This is a genomic window from Candidatus Methylomirabilota bacterium (assembly GCA_027293415.1).
In the GTDB taxonomy this organism is placed as follows: domain Bacteria; phylum Methylomirabilota; class Methylomirabilia; order Methylomirabilales; family CSP1-5; genus CSP1-5.
The window spans coordinates 1-16,381 of sequence record JAPUFX010000136.1 but is presented as its reverse complement, the minus strand read 5'-3'; the positions used below and the strand labels follow the sequence as shown (position 1 = coordinate 16,381).

The 16,381-nt window shown below is 58.9% G+C and carries 17 protein-coding genes; 8 read left to right on the top strand and 9 right to left on the bottom strand.

Annotated features, from left to right (window positions below; translation table 11 throughout):
- Together O6929_10155 and O6929_10150 are read left to right on the top strand one after the other, a co-directional pair.
- The coding region (locus O6929_10155; protein MCZ6480749.1) for a hypothetical protein at positions 1-296 on the top strand (296 nt) is incomplete at its 5' end.
- A 62-nt stretch (positions 297-358) separates the two neighbouring features.
- Complete coding sequence (locus O6929_10150; GenBank protein MCZ6480748.1) at positions 359-1,264, top strand: hypothetical protein; 906 nt, start codon at positions 359-361, stop codon at positions 1,262-1,264.
- Positions 1,265-1,369: 105 nt separating this feature from the next.
- On the opposite strand, the gene fhcD is transcribed toward O6929_10150, so the two are convergent.
- Complete coding sequence (gene fhcD / locus O6929_10145) at positions 1,370-2,305, bottom strand: formylmethanofuran--tetrahydromethanopterin N-formyltransferase (protein MCZ6480747.1); 936 nt, start codon at positions 2,303-2,305, stop codon at positions 1,370-1,372.
- A complete protein-coding gene (locus tag O6929_10140; protein ID MCZ6480746.1) occupies positions 2,298-2,915 on the bottom strand; it encodes a 5-formyltetrahydrofolate cyclo-ligase in 618 nt (205 codons plus the stop codon). The genes fhcD and O6929_10140 overlap by 8 nt, the downstream gene beginning before the upstream one ends.
- A gap of 247 nt (positions 2,916-3,162) precedes the next feature.
- On the opposite strand from O6929_10140, the gene thiL reads away from it, so the two are divergent.
- Complete coding sequence (gene thiL, locus O6929_10135) at positions 3,163-4,230, top strand: thiamine-phosphate kinase (protein MCZ6480745.1); 1,068 nt, start codon at positions 3,163-3,165, stop codon at positions 4,228-4,230.
- Here the strand turns inward: thiL and O6929_10130 are convergent.
- Both O6929_10130 and O6929_10125 read right to left on the bottom strand, forming a co-directional pair.
- Complete coding sequence (locus tag O6929_10130) at positions 4,227-5,486, bottom strand: hemolysin family protein (protein ID MCZ6480744.1); 1,260 nt, start codon at positions 5,484-5,486, stop codon at positions 4,227-4,229. The genes thiL and O6929_10130 overlap by 4 nt on opposite strands.
- Positions 5,483-6,517: a hemolysin family protein gene (locus O6929_10125; GenBank protein ID MCZ6480743.1), complete on the bottom strand. Its 1,035-nt coding sequence runs from the start codon at positions 6,515-6,517 to the stop codon at positions 5,483-5,485. The genes O6929_10130 and O6929_10125 overlap by 4 nt, the downstream gene beginning before the upstream one ends.
- Before the next feature lie 209 nt (positions 6,518-6,726).
- Between O6929_10125 and O6929_10120 the strand changes: the two genes are divergently transcribed.
- The gene (locus O6929_10120) at positions 6,727-7,059 is read left to right on the top strand and encodes an Hpt domain-containing protein (protein ID MCZ6480742.1); all 333 of its coding nucleotides are present in this window, start codon (positions 6,727-6,729) and stop codon (positions 7,057-7,059) included.
- Between the two features lie 3 nt (positions 7,060-7,062).
- Here O6929_10120 and larC read toward each other — a convergent pair whose 3' ends face one another.
- Positions 7,063-8,259 (bottom strand): nickel pincer cofactor biosynthesis protein LarC, encoded by a 1,197-nt coding sequence (gene larC, locus O6929_10115; protein ID MCZ6480741.1) that lies wholly within the window; start codon positions 8,257-8,259, stop codon positions 7,063-7,065.
- 165 nt (positions 8,260-8,424) lie between these two features.
- Positions 8,425-9,183 (bottom strand): nickel pincer cofactor biosynthesis protein LarB, encoded by a 759-nt coding sequence (larB, locus tag O6929_10110; protein MCZ6480740.1) that lies wholly within the window; start codon positions 9,181-9,183, stop codon positions 8,425-8,427.
- Between the two features lie 186 nt (positions 9,184-9,369).
- Between larB and queG the strand changes: the two genes are divergently transcribed.
- The 4 genes from queG (at position 9,370) to O6929_10090 (ending at position 14,463) form a co-directional block, all read left to right on the top strand.
- Positions 9,370-10,584 (top strand): tRNA epoxyqueuosine(34) reductase QueG, encoded by a 1,215-nt coding sequence (gene queG / locus O6929_10105; protein MCZ6480739.1) that lies wholly within the window; start codon positions 9,370-9,372, stop codon positions 10,582-10,584.
- 57 nt (positions 10,585-10,641) lie between these two features.
- Complete coding sequence (locus O6929_10100; protein MCZ6480738.1) at positions 10,642-11,841, top strand: aspartate aminotransferase family protein; 1,200 nt, start codon at positions 10,642-10,644, stop codon at positions 11,839-11,841.
- A gap of 175 nt (positions 11,842-12,016) precedes the next feature.
- The gene (locus O6929_10095; protein MCZ6480737.1) at positions 12,017-13,093 is read left to right on the top strand and encodes a long-chain fatty acid--CoA ligase; all 1,077 of its coding nucleotides are present in this window, start codon (positions 12,017-12,019) and stop codon (positions 13,091-13,093) included.
- A complete protein-coding gene (locus O6929_10090; GenBank protein ID MCZ6480736.1) occupies positions 13,090-14,463 on the top strand; it encodes a hypothetical protein in 1,374 nt (457 codons plus the stop codon). Before O6929_10095 ends, O6929_10090 begins: the two co-directional genes overlap by 4 nt.
- 399 nt (positions 14,464-14,862) lie before the next feature.
- Here O6929_10090 and O6929_10085 read toward each other — a convergent pair whose 3' ends face one another.
- From O6929_10085 to O6929_10075, 3 genes are all read right to left on the bottom strand, one after another.
- Positions 14,863-15,090, bottom strand: coding sequence for an alanine:cation symporter family protein (locus O6929_10085; GenBank protein MCZ6480735.1), 228 nt, complete (start codon positions 15,088-15,090; stop codon positions 14,863-14,865).
- A gap of 3 nt (positions 15,091-15,093) precedes the next feature.
- Positions 15,094-15,807 (bottom strand): ABC transporter ATP-binding protein, encoded by a 714-nt coding sequence (locus O6929_10080; protein ID MCZ6480734.1) that lies wholly within the window; start codon positions 15,805-15,807, stop codon positions 15,094-15,096.
- On the bottom strand, positions 15,807-16,381 hold a 575-nt coding region (locus tag O6929_10075), incomplete at its 5' end, for an ATP-binding cassette domain-containing protein (protein ID MCZ6480733.1). The genes O6929_10075 and O6929_10080, both read right to left, overlap by 1 nt.

Below are 16,381 nucleotides of genomic sequence, written 5' to 3'. Positions count from 1 at the left end.
CCACGCCGCGTCCAAGGGCAGGGATCACAGATCCTCTGGCTCCCATGCGGGGCCAACCCCTGTGTGGCTCACGGCGTGGGCGCACCAGTCTCCTCACCGCGACATGCGAGGGGGTGGGACAGCGGCCAATCAAGTCTGGTGAGGAACAACAACAGGGGACAGACCACGGTTTCGTGCTAGACTGGCTGCTGTCACACTCTGAGGTCACCGCTGCGCTGGGGCGACGGGTAGTGCCGGGGAAGTCGGGGAGGCCGCGCAGGAAAACCGAGCGGGCCTCTGCCGATTTGGTCGCCTGACGCGGCAAAATCGTGGTCTGTCCCCGATTGTTCTCCCCGATTGTTCTCATTAGGCCAACCCGATGAAAAAGAATCGTGTCATCGAATTTGAACCGAAAGAGCGTATTCTTGAGAAGGCCCAGAAATATGTTGAATCCCTTGAATCATTCTCTGTGGAAGCCGATCAGGCCATCCCTCTGCTTCTGAAGGCCATGAAGTACGCCGACAGGGATCTGAAACACAGCATCATGGTCGTTCTCGGGAGCTTCGCCAAGGAGGAGATCGTTTGGCCTCTGTACGATATGATGACCGATCCTTCGGAAAACGAAGAGGTCCGCCACGATGCCGCCATCCAGTTGAGTGTGATCGGTCCGTTCTTAAAGGACGCTCAGCCACTCAGCGACAGATTGCTGAAAGAGATCGAAAGCTCAGATGCGGAACGGAGGCTTCATGCGACCTTCGCACTGGGATGGGAGGGAAATTTTCAGGCAGCGATTCCTTTGATCGAGCGGCTCTATGAGAGCGAGGTTCGAATTCAGCAAACAGCCGTCAATGCCCTGTGCAATCTGAGGGACGATAGGATCTTGGGACTGCTTTTGGACCGACTTGAACATGGTCCCTTAGAGCAAAAGAGGAGCATCCTCTTCAACCTTTGGCGATTTTATTCCAAGGGAGAAGAAGTCAGGGAGGTCTATCTCAACTACTTGGAGCACGAGGATCCCGAACTCCGCTTTGAGGTTCTGGTCTGTTTGAGACCGATGACCGAGGTCCAAAAGGACCTCGAGGTGTACCGGAGATGCCTGAAGGACAAAGACGGTCGGATTCGAGAACTGGCACTAAAAAGACTGGCCGAAGAAGTCGGCAAGAGTGTTCTGGAATCATTGAGAGGCGAGATTGAACCCCTCCTCAAGGACTCGGACATCACAGTTCAAAAGGCTGCCCTCAAGATTCTAAAAAAGAGTAGGTTCAGCGGCTCAAATCGGCTTTAGCCTGGAGCGTTTCCTACCATCCGCACGTCCACGGCGGCCACGCCCAATCCCTCCGGGCGCACGATCAGTGGAGAATTGGGGAGGGATCTATTTTTTGCAGAGAGGTCAGGCGGCGGGTTGCCTTTCCGCGTGAAGATAGATAAAGTTCTTGCCCAGCCTTCCAGCATAATTGCCTGCAGAAATCTTGACAAGCCCCGGGGTCTCGACTGAAGCTGCAATGGCTACTTGGGTGGCTTTGACAATGGTCGGCAAATCGCGGCCGTTGATGATGACCTCCATCACTGAGGCGACATCTTTGGGTAGGCCTGGTTTTTCGCCAAGCTTGTCTTGCAATGTGGGACAGAATTTCTCGTAGGTGCTGGCGATGCTGAAGGTATACCTGCTCCCGGCCTTGGATCCGCTGCTGGTAATGCCACCTGGAAAAGGCGTGATCACCCCAGGCACGTCCTGAACGGCGTTCAGCGCCCGTTCCGCTGCCAAGAGCGCCGAGTCTTCATCCTGACCCATGAACCACAGGTTGCCCCCCATGAGGCCATCGGCGTAGCCAAAGCGGCGGTCGATGATGAATTCCCCACCAAGGATCGGGACCACCCATACGCGTCGACCCCAGCGGTCGTCACGGAACTGATGGCCATCGCCAAAATAGGCCACCTTGCGGCCCAGCTTGTAATAGGGAGCGGTCTCCAGCAAATTGAAGCAGGATGCCGTGGGGCAGGTCAGGACATTCTGGCTAATGCGCACCAATAGCGCCCGCTCAAGCGTGGCGATCCGGTCCTTGCGAAAGCGTGGAACGTGCAGGTGCACGATGGCACCGGGACGTCCATCGGGCGTCGGGAAGGACTCGTCACCCCCCGGTCCCACGTAGCGGTCCATCCCCCCTTCACAGTCGCACAGGATTGCGCTCGAGGCGTTGCCCGTCGCCGCACAGACGGCGTGGTCAAGCCACTTGCGATTCCGGGCCGTGATGAGAAATTCAGCGTAGATACTCCGAAAAGCCTCGGCATACGTGTCATCGATTTGCAGTTGTCTGTTCTTAAGCATGAATCGTTCGTCCTTTCCCGGTATAGACCGCTTCCTCGGTGATGATTTTGTCCATGAAGATGTCGTGGGGGGCGGTCGGAATTTCGGGAAATATCTGGCACTCGAAGGCCAGCGCGACGAAGGAAGCAGACGGTCGTGCATTTTCGAGCAGCTTATCGTAGTAGCCTTTCCCGTGCCCCATCCGTGCTCCGCGGCGGTTAAAGGCGACGCCCGGGACCATGATCAGGTCGAGCTCACTGACATCGATCTTTTTTTCCGGAACCTGTCGCAGTTCCTCAAGCGGTTCCAGAATCTTCCACATACCGATGGCCAGCTCATCCATGCTCTCCAGCCAAAACAGATGCAAAACGTCCTCGACGCAGTAGGGGACGACAATGCGTGTGCCGCTGGTCAGAGCGGTTGGCATGTAATGTCGGGTGCGGACCTCAGACCGGGCGTCCAAGTAATACATGACTGTCTCGGCGGCGCTGTATTCCGGGAGGCTGACAAATTTCTCACAGATCTTTATGCTTAGATCGTCTTTGCTTTCCTGGGCGTTGCGGTTGTCGAGGGCCTGCCTGCGGACCTTGGTCTTCTGCTCCTGAAAGGCGGTCAATTGGTCGACGAGCATAAGGCAACCCTCCGCGCTTTAGGTGAGTTAAACGCAAACAGGCAGTTTGCTATATCCTGCTATCCACAATATTCAGTATGGGCGATGTAAGCGTCCTACAATATGTTGTGGTTGTCAAGGGGAAAATACGAAGGGGGGATCCCTCATAATCAAATCTTTTCTTTCTTGAAAAGCTGGGAAACTGTGATAGATCGAATAGGGATGAGCTCTGTGATACTCCCCAGATGGATCCTACGAAAGTGAGACCATGAAACGCACAAGAGGTCCCACCCTCCGCACGCTGGGAGAGCTCGGCCTCCTCAGGAGGCTCCGGGCGAGGACTCCTCCCCTTCCCCCCGACGTCTTGGCAGGCATCGGCGATGATGCTTCCATCGTCCGAACTTCGCCCGGCTTAGCGGTAGTAGTCACTGTGGATGTCTTGGTGGAGGGAACGGATTTCCGCTGGGAGTGGTGCCCGCCTGAGGCGGTCGGGCAAAAGGGAATTACCGTCAGCTTGAGTGACGTGGGGGCCATGGGGGCTGTCCCCAAATACGCCCTGGTCGCTTTGGCCCTCCCCCCAGAGATGCCGCTTCAGCGCGTCGATGGGCTAAGCAGGGGAATATGGGAGACGGCCGAGGCAGCCAGGGTTACGGTCGTGGGGGGGGACATCTCGGAGGCCCCCTCCCTGGTCCTTAGTCTTACCGTGATCGGCGAGGGGGAGGCAGAGCGGCTCGTGCGTCGTTCAGGGGGCAAAGTCGGAGATACCATCTGGGTGACAGGTCCCCTGGGCAGGGCAGCAGCGGGGCTTCACGCCCTAAAGGCAGGGTACAGGATTACGCATTCCGGGATGACGGGCAGGAGGCGAGGGAGAAAAGTCTCACTGCAGGCCCGGAAGGCCCTCTGGGAGACGATCCAGGCCCAGCTCTACCCCGTCGCCCGTTATCGCGAGGGGAGAATCCTTGCCGAGGCCAGATTCGCCTCGGCCATGATCGATTTGAGCGACGGACTAGCCTCTGATCTGAGTCGGCTGACGGAGGAGAGTGGGGTAGGAGCGCAGATTTACGCGAATCGGATTCCGGTGGACTCTCACACAAAGCAGGTATGTCGTCTACTCGGGCTAGACCCCCTCACGTTGGCCGTGGGGGGCGGTGAGGACTTCGAACTCCTTTTCACCAGCGGGGCAGATCCGGTGAGCATCCAAGACATCCTGGTACGGAACGGCTTTGCCCGGCCCCACCCTATCGGGGAGGTCCTCCCCGCAGAGAATGGCCTGTTCCTCGTCGGCCCACGAGGAAAGCGGGAACCGCTCCTGGGGGGGTTTGAACATTTTCGTTAGGCCCGTTTTCTCTCCGCATCCTGGCGTTCGACCAGACGCACCCTGACCTTTACAATACTTCGCTTATCCGACTCCGTGACCAGGAATCGAATGCTTCGATACCGGATTTCCTCTCCCGGGTCGGGAATCTTCTGGAAAAGGGAAAGAAGGAACCCACCCAAGGTTTCGTATTCTCCTTCAGGAAGCTTGAGCCCGAGCTCTTCGTTGAAAAGGTCCACCTCCATGCGTGCGTCGACCATGTAGGAGCCGTCGGGCAGACGCCTGAAGGGAGGAGGCTCCTCGTCGTATTCATCTTCGATCTCTCCCACGATCTCCTCCAGCAGGTCCTCGACCGTCACGATCCCCACCACCCCGCCGTACTCGTCCACCGCGATGGCCATCTGGACCTGCCGCCGCTGCATCTCCTGAAGCAAATCGTCGACCAGTTTTGTCTCGGGAACATAGTAGGCGGGGCGCATCAGCGAGCCGAGCGACGCTTGGGGGTCCGCGCTGAGGAGATCGAAGGCGTGGACGATTCCTACAATCTGGTCGATCCGCTCCTCGTACACAGGGATGCGAGAGAAGTGGTGCTCACTAACCGACGCCACGGCCTCGGCCACCGTCGCCCCGGCTGGAAGCGCCACCACCTCGATGAGAGGGATCATGGCCTCGTCGACGGTGGTCTCTCCGAAGTCAATGATCTTGTGGATCATCCGCCGCTCCTCGGTGTCGAGCTCGGCTTGGTGATTTCCCTCCTGAACCAGGAATTTGAGCTCCTCTCGGATGATATAGGGATCTCGTTCCGCCGAAGAGAGCTGCAGAGGAGTGAGAAGGAAGTTGGACGCACGGCGGATGATACTGCTCAGGGGTGCGAAGAGTCGGAGGCAGAGGGTGAGCGTTGGCGCCAGCAGGGGGGTCAGGCGGTCCGCATGGTGGCGGAAGTAGGCCTTGGGCACCATCTCGCCGAGGAGGACAACGAAGGGACTCAGCAGCAGGGTTGCGTAGAGCTCACGGCCTTCTCCCAAGAGCAGCAGACAGAGGACGGCGGCAACCGCCGAGTTGGTTACCACACAAAGGTTGGTCCCGATCAATGTTGTCGCGAGGAATTGGTCCGGTCGGCTCAACAGTCGCTCCGCCACCTGGGCCCGCTTCAAACCCGATTGGGCTTGATGTCTGAGCTTAATTCGGTCACAGGAGATGAGGGCCATCTCTGAGCCCGAAAAGAAGGCTTCGAGGAGGAGCAGGCATGGAATGGTCAGGAACAGGACAAGAATCATACCGTGCGCTCTTCCGCTGCGGAGGAGAGGGGCTGATCGAACTCGTCAGTAATCTCACCGACGAGTTCTTCCAGGAGGTCCTCGAGAGTGACGAGTCCCGCGGTGCCACCGTACTCGTTCACCACGATCGCCATATGCCGCCGGCGCCGTTGGAACTCCTTGAGCAGGGTATCGATCCGTATGGTCTCCGGGACGAAAAAAGGGGGGTGGAGCAGGGAGCCCAAGGTGGGTGGGGGCGATCCCTCCGCCTTGGCCACGAGGAGGTCTTTCGCATGGAGAATCCCTACGATGCGGTCGACGGTTCCATGGTAGATGGGAATTCGGGAAAGGGCGGCCTTCTTCGTCCCTTCGACCGCCTCACCAAAGGAGAGGTTGACATCCAGGGAGAACATGTCGCTGCGCGGTGTCATCACCTGGCGGACCCGTACTTCCGCAAACGCCAGGGCCCGCTTGATCATCTTGTGCTCAGTGGGTTCCACCACCCCCTCCTCACGTCCGACATCCAGGATCATCTTGAAGTCGTCTTCCGAAATCCCTGACGGGCCGAGGGCGGCCGGAACCCCAAGAACCCTTAGGCAGAAATTCACCACCCTCTTTATGATGGTCCGCACGGGGGTGATGAGCAGGGAGAAGAGGGAGAGTGGGTAGGCCAGGATGGGGGCGACCCGGTCCGCATAGGCCAAGGCGACCCGCTTGGGAGTGAGCTCCCCGAAGATCAGGAGCAGGGGCAGCATGAAGAGAACCGACAGCCACGCGTATTGCGCCCCCCAGAGGTACAGGACGAGGGAAGTCATGACAACCGAAGCGGTGACGTTGACCAATTCGTTCCCGATCTGGATGGTTACGATGGCCTGGGTGGGTCGTTCGAGGAGCTTGAGGACCCAACCTCCCCGCTTGGGATCGGCTTGAGAGAGGCGCTGAAGACGGAGGCGGCTAAGGGAAAAGAAGGCAGTCTCTGAGGCCGAGAAAAAAGCCGACAGGGAAAGGAGAAGAAGTAATCCGGTCAGATGAAAAAATGTTATTTCGTCCAAAGATCCAATCAGCTACTGGGGGTGTGGCCCCCGGCGTTCTTCACCCCTATATAGGTGGTGGTACGTTAATTGCAAAAATCGCAGCACCGATCGGGGCAAGCGTATTCGCTTTACCCCGGCGTACTTACATATTATAACACGCCTAGAAAACCCTGTAAAGATCGAGCCCAGAGGAAGACAATACGTCTCTCTGACAGAGGCTTCAACCGATGGATCTTACCAAGTACCTGCATATCTTCCTGAAAGACTCCCAAGAGCATCTGCAGCGGATGGATGAGCATTTGCTCCAGTTGAAGGCCCAACCTGAGGATGCAGAGGCGATTGATGGCCTCTTTCGGTCAGCCCACTCCATCAAAGGGATGTCAACCACGATGGGCTTTGACAAGCTGACACAGATCGCTCATTCGCTCGAAAATTTTCTCGATCCCTATCGCCTGGGAGGTCAACGTCTCGACCCGCACGCCATCGACCTTCTGCTCCGGGGGGTGGATCAGCTCCGGCAGTCGATCCCACAGGTGGGCGGGAAAGGAGATGGGGGGTAACTCTTACGCCTCTTGCTCGTTGAGGCGAGGCAACAGGGCGCCGGCCGCCTCGACCGCAGCCGCCATGATCTCGCCGGCTGCAGTCCCTGCTGCCTCGGCCAGCCGCCGACAATCTTCGTATTCGGGAGCGAGGTGGATTGGCCGACCGTGCAGTCGGCCCACCTTCACCCGCACTTCTCCAAAGCGGGTCTGGACTGCGAGGACCTCCCGCGGAAGCATCTGGCGGTGCATTCTCCTGGAGCGGACGCCGAAGGTGCTGCTGAAGCTGAGGAGGATCGGTCCGATGCTCCCCTCGAGTCCTGCCGGAACGATGGCCGAGACGACTGTAGCGGGGCGGGACTTCTTCATGATCACCGGGGTGAGAAAGACGTCGAGGGCCCCGGCGCGAAAAAGAGCCTCCATCAGTGGCTCGTAAAGCTGGGGGTTCATGTCGTCAATATTCGCCTCGACGAGCGCGATTTCGTCGCTTTCCAAGTCTTCGATCCTTTCGCCCACAATCAGCCGGAGCAGGTTCGCCCGGCCCGGAAGGTCCAGGCTTCCCGCCCCATAGCCGATCTGATCTACTTGGAGTGGAGGAAGTACCCCGAAGCCATTGGCAACCGTGGAAATGATGGCAGCCCCCGTCGGGGTCGTCAATTCCGCTTCGACCGGGCTCCCATAGACAGGCACGCCACGAAGGATGCCGGCGGTCCCGGGGGCCGGGACCGGCAGCTCACCATGGGCTGCGTGGATCTTTCCTCCGCCCAAATTTAGGGCCGAGGCATAGACCTCGCGGATCCCGAGGGCGTTGAGTCCGACGATCGCCCCCGTCACGTCCACGATCGTGTCTAATGCTCCGATCTCATGGAAATGAATCCGCTCCACGGGGACCCCGTGGACGGCAGCCTCTGCCTCTCCCAGCTGTGTGAAAATCTGGCGGGCCCGTGCAAGGACTATCTCCGGCAGATCGGTCTTTTCGAGGAGTGTGAGGATATCCGAAAGATGGCGATGGGAATGGTGCTCCTGAGGCGTGATCACCTGGACCCGTGTTCCGACGAATCCGCCCCGTTTGACTTTCTCCGCTTTTAGATCGACACCGGTGAGTTTGAGTTTTGCGATCTCGGATCGGAGCGCCTCGAGGGGCAGTCCGGCATCCACCAACGCCCCCAGGATCATGTCTCCGCTAATTCCACTGTAGCAATCGAAATACGCAATTCGCATAATTAATCGCTTGAAAGCTAGGAGGCTGGGACGCTAGGACGCTGGAATTCGGGAGCGTGGGCGCTTAGAAAACCAAGGAGCACGATCTGTCTCTCCCGTTAATGAAGACTGCAGTTTCTAACTTCCGAGCTTGCAAACGTCCTAGCCTCCTAGCATTCCAGCATTCTAGCCGTGTTCTCCGAGGAGGTTGATCCGGTGAGCGAGCACACCGGCGCCGAAGCCGTTGTCAATGTTGACCACTGCCGTTCCGGCCGCACAGGAATTGAGCATGGTCAGAAGGGCGGAGAGTCCACCGAAACTGGCTCCATACCCGACGCTCGTAGGAACGGCGATGAGTGGCTTCGATGTCATTCCCCCCACAACGCTAGGGAGGACCCCGTCCATTCCCGCTACCACGAGGAGGACCCGGGCCCTCTGAAGCTCCTCCCATTTGTGAAGTAACCGGTGCAGTCCCGCCACCCCCACATCGTAGACCTTTTCGACGTGGCTCCCCAGGAAATCGGCGGTCACCACCGCCTCCTCGGCCACCGGGATGTCGGCGGTCCCGGCAGTCATCACCAGGACCACGCCTGTCGTCGGTGGCCTTTGCTCTCGGCGGATGACGACGGTGCGGGCAAGCGCATTGAACTCGACCGACCCGTCAATTTTAGCAATGGCGTCAGAGATCTCTTCGCTCGCGCGCGTGGCCAGGAGGTACCCGTGCTGGCACAGCAGCCGGTCGGCGATGTGGACAATCTGGTCGATGGTCTTCCCGGGGCAGAAGAGGACTTCGGGAAAGCCCTGGCGGAGACTCCGGTGGCTGTCCAGCGTGGCGAAGCCCAGCTCCTCATACGGCAAAAGCTTCAACCGGTCTACCGCCTCTTCGGTGGAGAGCTTCCCCTCCCTTACCGCCTCCAGGACTTCTCGCACCTTTGTTCCATCCATGCGCATGTCCCTTCGACTCTCATGGAAGGGTAGCATACGTCTCTATTTCCTCCAAAGGGTAATATCCTCTAATGCCGCATGCAATAAGGGCTCGGGCTGTGGGCATGAGGACCGATCCCTCGCAAGTTTCTTTTTCGGGGGGACGTCTTATGGCATACTGACGATGTCATGGGAGAGAGGGATCTCTTGGGAATATGGCGAGCAGGAGGGCGTCTTTCGCGGCGGGTGAAGGAGCTTGCGCGTGAGGTCGGTTTTGACCTGGTGGGGATCTCGCCGGTCATTGAACCACCCCACGGCGCTTCTTTCGCCGAATGGTTGAGGCGAGGCTTCGCCGGAGAGATGGAGTACATGGAGCGAGGGGCGGGGAAGCGCCTCCACCCAGGAGACTTTCTCCCCTGGGCGAAATCGATCATCTCGGTCGCCCTCAACTACTACGTTCCCCTTCACCGGGAGGACATGCCTGAAGACGGGCTCCGGGGTTGGATCTCTCGCTACGCCTGGGGGGATGACTACCACGAGATCATGGAGGCTCGTCTGGGTGAGCTTCTGGCGAAGATCCGGGACGAGATGGGGGAGTCGATCGAGGGGCGGGCATATGTAGATACTGGACCGGTGCTGGAGCGGGATTTTAGCGCGTTGGCTGGGATCGGCTGGGTCGGAAAGAATACCACCATCATCCATCCCCGCCGGGGGTCCTGGTTCTTCCTGGGAGAGCTCTTCCTGAGCCTTGAATTGGAGTATGACCGGTCGATCCGTGATCGGTGCGGAGGGTGCGACCTGTGCATCCAAGCATGTCCTACCGGGGCGCTGGTCGGGCCCTATCTCCTGGACAGCCGACGGTGTATCTCGTATCTGACCATCGAGCTCAAGGGGAGCATTCCCCGGGATATGCGCCCCTTGGTCGGCGATCATATCTTCGGCTGTGACATTTGCCAGGATGTCTGTCCCTACAATAAAAAGGCGCGACCGAGTTCTGAGGAAGGATTCTGGCCACGGGAAGGGCAGCACGGTCCCGATCTGGTTCCTCTCCTGGCCTTGACCGAAGAGGAGTTCCGGCGTCGTTTTAAAGGAAGTCCCATTCTCCGGGCCAAGCGACGGGGACTGCTCCGAAACGTCGCTGTCGCGTTGGGGAATCTCCAGCGAGCGGAGGCGGTCCCGGCTCTGACGAAGGCGCTTTTGGAAGACCCGGAGCCGGTAGTGCGAGGTCATGCGGCCTGGGCGCTGGGACAGATCAGGGGGGAATCCGCTCGTCACGGTCTTGAAAAGGCCCTCGCACAGGAGAAAGACGCGGACGTTCAGCAAGAGATCCGCCTCGCCCTGGGTCAGCTGGAAAGCTGTCAGCAGTCCGCAGCCATGTCCGATGATCGACGACCGTTGACCGGAGACGGGAGGCAGGAGTAGATAACCCGATGAATCCAAAACCCTAACACCCAATACCCAATACCTAAGACCTAACAAATGGGTCAAGAACTGTGCGACGACTTCCTTCGCTACCTTTGTCCCACATCAGTTGAACCGCTCGGCCTGGTCATCGAGCGCGCGGAGGGCTGCTTCCTCTGGACGCCCGAGGGGCGGAGCATTCTCGATTTCATCTCTGGTATCGCAGTAAGTAATGTAGGCCATGGCTGTCCGGAGGTCCTGCGGGCGATTCGGGCCCAGGTGGAGCGGCACCTCCATGTCATGGTCTATGGCGAAATGGTGCAAGAGGTTCAGGTGGCAATGGCTCAGCGTCTGGCGGAGATCACTCCCGGCGATCTCACCACGGCCTTTTTATGCAACAGCGGAGCGGAGGCGATCGAGGGGGCGCTCAAGCTTTGCCGAAAGGTGACGGGTCGTCCCCGCATTATCGCTTTTGCTGGAGGATACCACGGAGATACCCTCGGGGCTTTGTCGCTTTCTGGCGAGCCACGAGATCGAAAGCCCTTTGAGCCGCTGCTGCCCGAGGTCCACATCCTCCCTTTTGACGTCCCCGACGCCTTTGGGGCTATCGACAAACAGGTAGCGGGGGTCGTGGCGGAACCGATTCAGGGAGAGGCCGGGATTCGGGTTCCCGGTCCTGACTTTCTGCCCACGTTGAGTGCCCGTTGCCGGGAGGTCGGAGCCCTGTTGATCCTAGACGAAGTCCAGACCGGAATTGGGCGCACCGGACGGTGGTTTGCGTGCGAGCATTGGGGGGTGATCCCGGATTGCCTGGTCCTAGCAAAGGCGGTGGGGGGTGGGATGCCTCTGGGCGTCTTCATCGGCCGCCCGGAGCTAATGCACACATTGTCAATCGATCCTCCCTTTGCCCATGTCACCACTTTTGGAGGACACCCTGTTTCCTGTGCTGCGGGATTGGCCGCGCTTCGCGTCATTGAGCAGGACGGGCTTATGAAAAACGCGGAAGCCATGGGAGCGTATCTGCGGCGCGCGATTTCTGCCCTTCCCGGTGTCGAGGGGGTGCGCGGCATGGGGCTTCTCCTGGGGGTGGTCTTAGAGGAGCCGTCCCTCACCAGGGCAGTTCTTCGCCTGACGTTAGAGCGTGGACTCTTACTGGGAGACTTCCTGAACGCTGATGGGGTAATCCGCGTTGCACCTCCCCTGGTCGTGTCGCAGGAACTCTGCGATCAAGCGGTAGCGGTCCTGGCGGAAAGCTTGAAGGTCGCACGAAAGAGATAACGGCTCGACTGAGCTCGCCGAAGTCCGATGACTAAGGGCTCGGAGGGACCTCCCTCGGCGGCGCCATGATTCTCCGAGGACTCCCCTCCTTACCCTTAGGGACTTCGCAAATCGGACTTTGGATCTCCATGCTGACGGCGGATGGCCGACAGCTATTCCGGGAGGGTACGAGGCAGTGACAGAGCCCGTGGTTAAGCGGGTCCTTAATTTCATACGCGAGCCGAGACAGGATGATTTCAGTCGATTGGCCCTCGAGGTCTTCGCATTTCAGTATGAGCGGAACAGCACGTATCAACGCTTCTGTGACCGACGAGGGATCACGCCAGATACGGTTTCCTCATGGAAGGAGATTCCGGCAGTCCCCACGAGTGCCTTCAAGCTCCTTGACCTCAGCTGCGCCACGCCTGAGCAGGTCTTTTTGACAAGCGGGACGAGTCAGAGTTCGGAGAAACGGGGACGGCACGGCTTTCCCTGGCTCGAGGTCTACGATACCTCCCTTCTGACGAATTTCTCCGCACATCTTCTTCCGGATGGGGCACGGCCTCGGATGCTCATCCTCGCGCCCTCTCCGGACCTTCTCCCGACCTCATCTCTCTCCCATATGCTGGAAGTGGTGCGCATGGCTTATGGATCGGAAGGGAGCACATATTTTATTGGGGACAAGGCAATAGACATTCCCGGACTGCTTCAGACATTGGGAGAGATCGAGGCGCGCCAAGAGCCGGTGTGCCTGCTCGGCAGCTCTTTTGCCTTCGTCCATGTCCTCGACGTGTGTCTCGCGGATGGTCCGAGCTTCCGGCTTCCTGATGGAAGCCGGCTGATGGATACAGGGGGCTTCAAGGGGCGATCCCGCGAGGTCTCGCGCGGAGAGCTCTTGCGCCTCTACCAAAAGATCTTTGGAATTCCCCAGGCATTTTGCGTCAACGAGTACGGGATGACCGAAATGGGTTCGCAATTCTACGACAATACGTTGAGTGATCGGGTGCAAGGCCGCTCGCGGCCGCGGTTCAAACAGATCCCTCCCTGGGTTCGGACGCGTATAGTGGACCCGGCGACCCTTGAGGAACTTCCGGAAGGAAAGGTGGGACTTCTCACTCACTATGATCTGGCGAATTGCGGCTCCGTCATGGCGGTGGAAACCGAGGATCTCGGCTACAAGATCGAAGAGGGGTTTGAGATCCTGGGCCGAGCGCCTGGGGCCGAGTCACGAGGCTGCTCATTGACGATAGAGGAGTTGCAGGAAAACCGATGAGAGTTGCTGCGTACCATCTCCCTACAAAGGTCTCGGGATTTGAAGTCGAGACCCGTTCTTATGGCGAGGTGACCTTGGACCTTGTCGTGGTGACTCCCGGCCTGCTCGCCGAGCTGATCGGGCATTTAGAAGTGGCCCGGGAGCGCATCGCTAAACGGAAAGGGCGGGAGATCGCTGAGATCTTGTCAGATGTCTTCACCCGGTGGCAGGAACGGACCGATCCGTTCCGTCAGGCAGCTGAGGTGGCACTGCCCGCCATTACCCGATATTCCCAAGCCATGGTGGTCCACGGTCTGGATCTGCTGCTTCAGGGATACACGGCAGAGGCTTTTGACGCGCTCTGCCGGGAGGTCGCCAGCGAAGAGGTGCTAGAAGGATTTGTCCCTGTCGGGTCACATCTCGGACGCGCCTACAGTCCGTCGCTGACTACCCATGTGTTAGCAGGGAACATCCCAGGGGTCGGGCTACCGGGTCTGATCGCGGCCACCATCCTCGGATCAGCGAGCCTCGTGAAGACCGCATCGTCCGATCCGTTGTTTGTTGCGCTCTGGGCTGCATCGGTGGCCAAACGAGATCCGGAGATCGGAGAGGCTTTGTGCGTCCTCTCGTGGAGTGGTGGACGCAAGGATCTGGAAGCGGTCGCTTTTGATCGTGCCGAGGTGGTTATCGCCTACGGGAACGAGCAGACGATGCGTGAGCTTCGGGGGCGAGTCCGGGGCCGGTTTTTTGGCCACGGTCACCGGTTGAGTTTCGGAGTGATCGGCCGTGAGGTCCTGTCGAATGCGGAGGAGGTGGCAGAACGGACTGCGTATGATGCGTCTCTCTTTGATCAACGGGGATGCCTCTCGCCTCATCTCTTTTACGTGGAGGAGGGAGGTGAGGCCACCCCTCGGGAATTTGCTGGACTTCTCGCTACGGCCATGGAGCGGTGGGCGGAGCGTCTTCCTCCCGGCTCACCCACCGTGGAGGAGGCTGTAGCGGTCCGAAGGTTTCGAGCCGGGTACGAAGCCCAAGAGCTCGTGGGAAAAGAGGTTGCACTCTTCACGAGTCGCCAGGGGCTCGACTGGACCGTCATCTATGAGGAGGACCAGACCTTCACCCCTTCTTGCCTACAGCGCACCGTTCTGGTCAAGCCCGTCACGGACCTGTCCGAGGTCGGCGGTCTCCTGGACTCGTGGCGACCGTACCTTCAGGCCGTAGGGGTGGCGGTGGCACCGGAGCGAATCGAGGTCCTTGCAGCTCAGCTAGGTGAGGCGGGCGTCGGCCGAATCTGTCCTGTTGGCAGGATGCAGGCACCTCCCCTGACCTGGCATCAAGAAGGGAGAACCCTCCTTCACGATCTTCTGCGGTGGGTCGATCTCGAGGCCTAGCGCCGGTCCAACCATTTGTGCCAACTTGCTCGCTGCGCTTGCTCACGACCCTTGCAACATGGCAGGCCGTTCAAATTCGGCTTATCAAGTGGGAACGGCACTAGAAGAGTTGTCGCTTGGGAAAATTGTGGAATCGCCTTGTCGCAGGATTCAAAAGGGCCACGAAGGCCCGAGAGGAACCACCCCGCCGGAGTCCCTGGGTCTCGGTCGGACTTGTACCCACCGATCCTGGTCTGCAATGCACTTTCTGCGGTCGGGAACAGGGGAACGTAGCGGGAGCTTCGGGTCGCCAGGGGGAGGGCGGTTTTGTCCTTGTCCAGGCCCGCCACAACCCTCGTCTCCAGCACGTTGTATGCGGTGAATGTGTAAAGTGGAACCGGATTAGTCCAGCCTGAGCGCTTACGACTCGGTCACGGGGGCCGCCCTGTACTCGCGGGTCTCACGAAACAGGAGCATGCTCAGCCCAAGCAGACCGATCAGGTTGGGGATCGCCATGGCTCCGTTCAGCGTGTCCGCGATGTCCCAGATGAACTTGATCCCAGCGACATCCCCCGAGAAGATGGCGCCGACCAGGATGGCGAAGCACCAGACCCACCGGTACGGGAGGGAGGCTCGAACGCCAAAGATGAATTAGCCCCCGAGATAGGCTTTCTTGACCTGGGGGTTGGCGAGAAGTTCTTCAGACCGGCCCTCAAGCACGAGCCTGCCGTTCTCCAGTACATATCCTCGCCCGGCAAACTGAAGCGCCATTCGTGCATTTTGCTCGACGAGAAGAATGGTGGTGCCTTCCTGATTGATTTCCTTAAGTGAGTCGAACACGCTCATCATCAATAAGGGAGCCAAGCCCATGGAGGGCTCATCCAGGAGCATGATTTTCCTGCCGCTCATAAAGGCCCGCCCGACCGCTAGCATCTGCTGCTCGCCGCCGCTCAGTGTTCCGGCTTTCTGATTTAGCCGCTCTTTCACCCGCGGGAAGATCGAGAATACCCGGTTCAGGTCTTGCTCGATCGCTCTGCGGTCCCTCCGTGCAAAGGTGGCGAGCCTGAGGTTCTCCATGACCGTCAGGTTGTCGAACAGACGTCTTCCTTCGGGGACATGGGAGATGCCGAGCTCGCTGACCACCTTGTCGGCAGGGTATGTGAGCAAGTCCCGTCCCAAGTAGGTCATTTTCGTCCCTGCTTCGACAGGGACGAGGCGGGAAATCGCTCGCAAGGTGGTACTCTTCCCCGCTCCATTGGCACCGATGATGCACACGATCTCCCCCTCATCGATCTGGAAGCTTATACCATGAAGGGCCTTAATCTTGTCGTAGGAAACTCGCAGGTTTTCCACTGACAACAACATCAGATCGGCCTCTCCTTGCCTAAATAGGCATCAATCACCTTGGGATCGTTTTGAATTTCTTTCGGTGTGCCCTCAGCGATGACCTCACCGAAGTCAAGGGTTTGAATGATCTCGCAGAGCTCCATGACCACCTTCATCCTGTGCTCGATGAGGAGAATAGCCAGCCCCAACTCACCATGGGCCCGACGGATGATCTCCATTATTTGAACCAGCTCTTCCGGGTTCATCCCTGCCGTGGGCTCATCCAGCAACAATATCTTGGGTTCCGTAGCCAGCGCCCGGGCCATCTCCACCCTTCTCTGGGCACCGTATGGCAGGTTGAGGACAACCTGATCCGAGAGGTGGCGGATGCCCATCATTTCCAGCAGGGTATACGCTCTCTCTTCGATCTCTGCCTCTTCTCGTTGGCGCTTAGGTGTACCGAAGAAGGCCCCGAACAATCCGTAGCTAATCTTCGAGTAGCGGGCCATCTTCACGTGCTCGACGACGGTCATGTGTCTCCACAAGAGAAGGTTCTGAAAGGTCCTGCTCACGCCCATGGAGGCGATCTGGTGAGGCTGAAGGCCGTTTATTT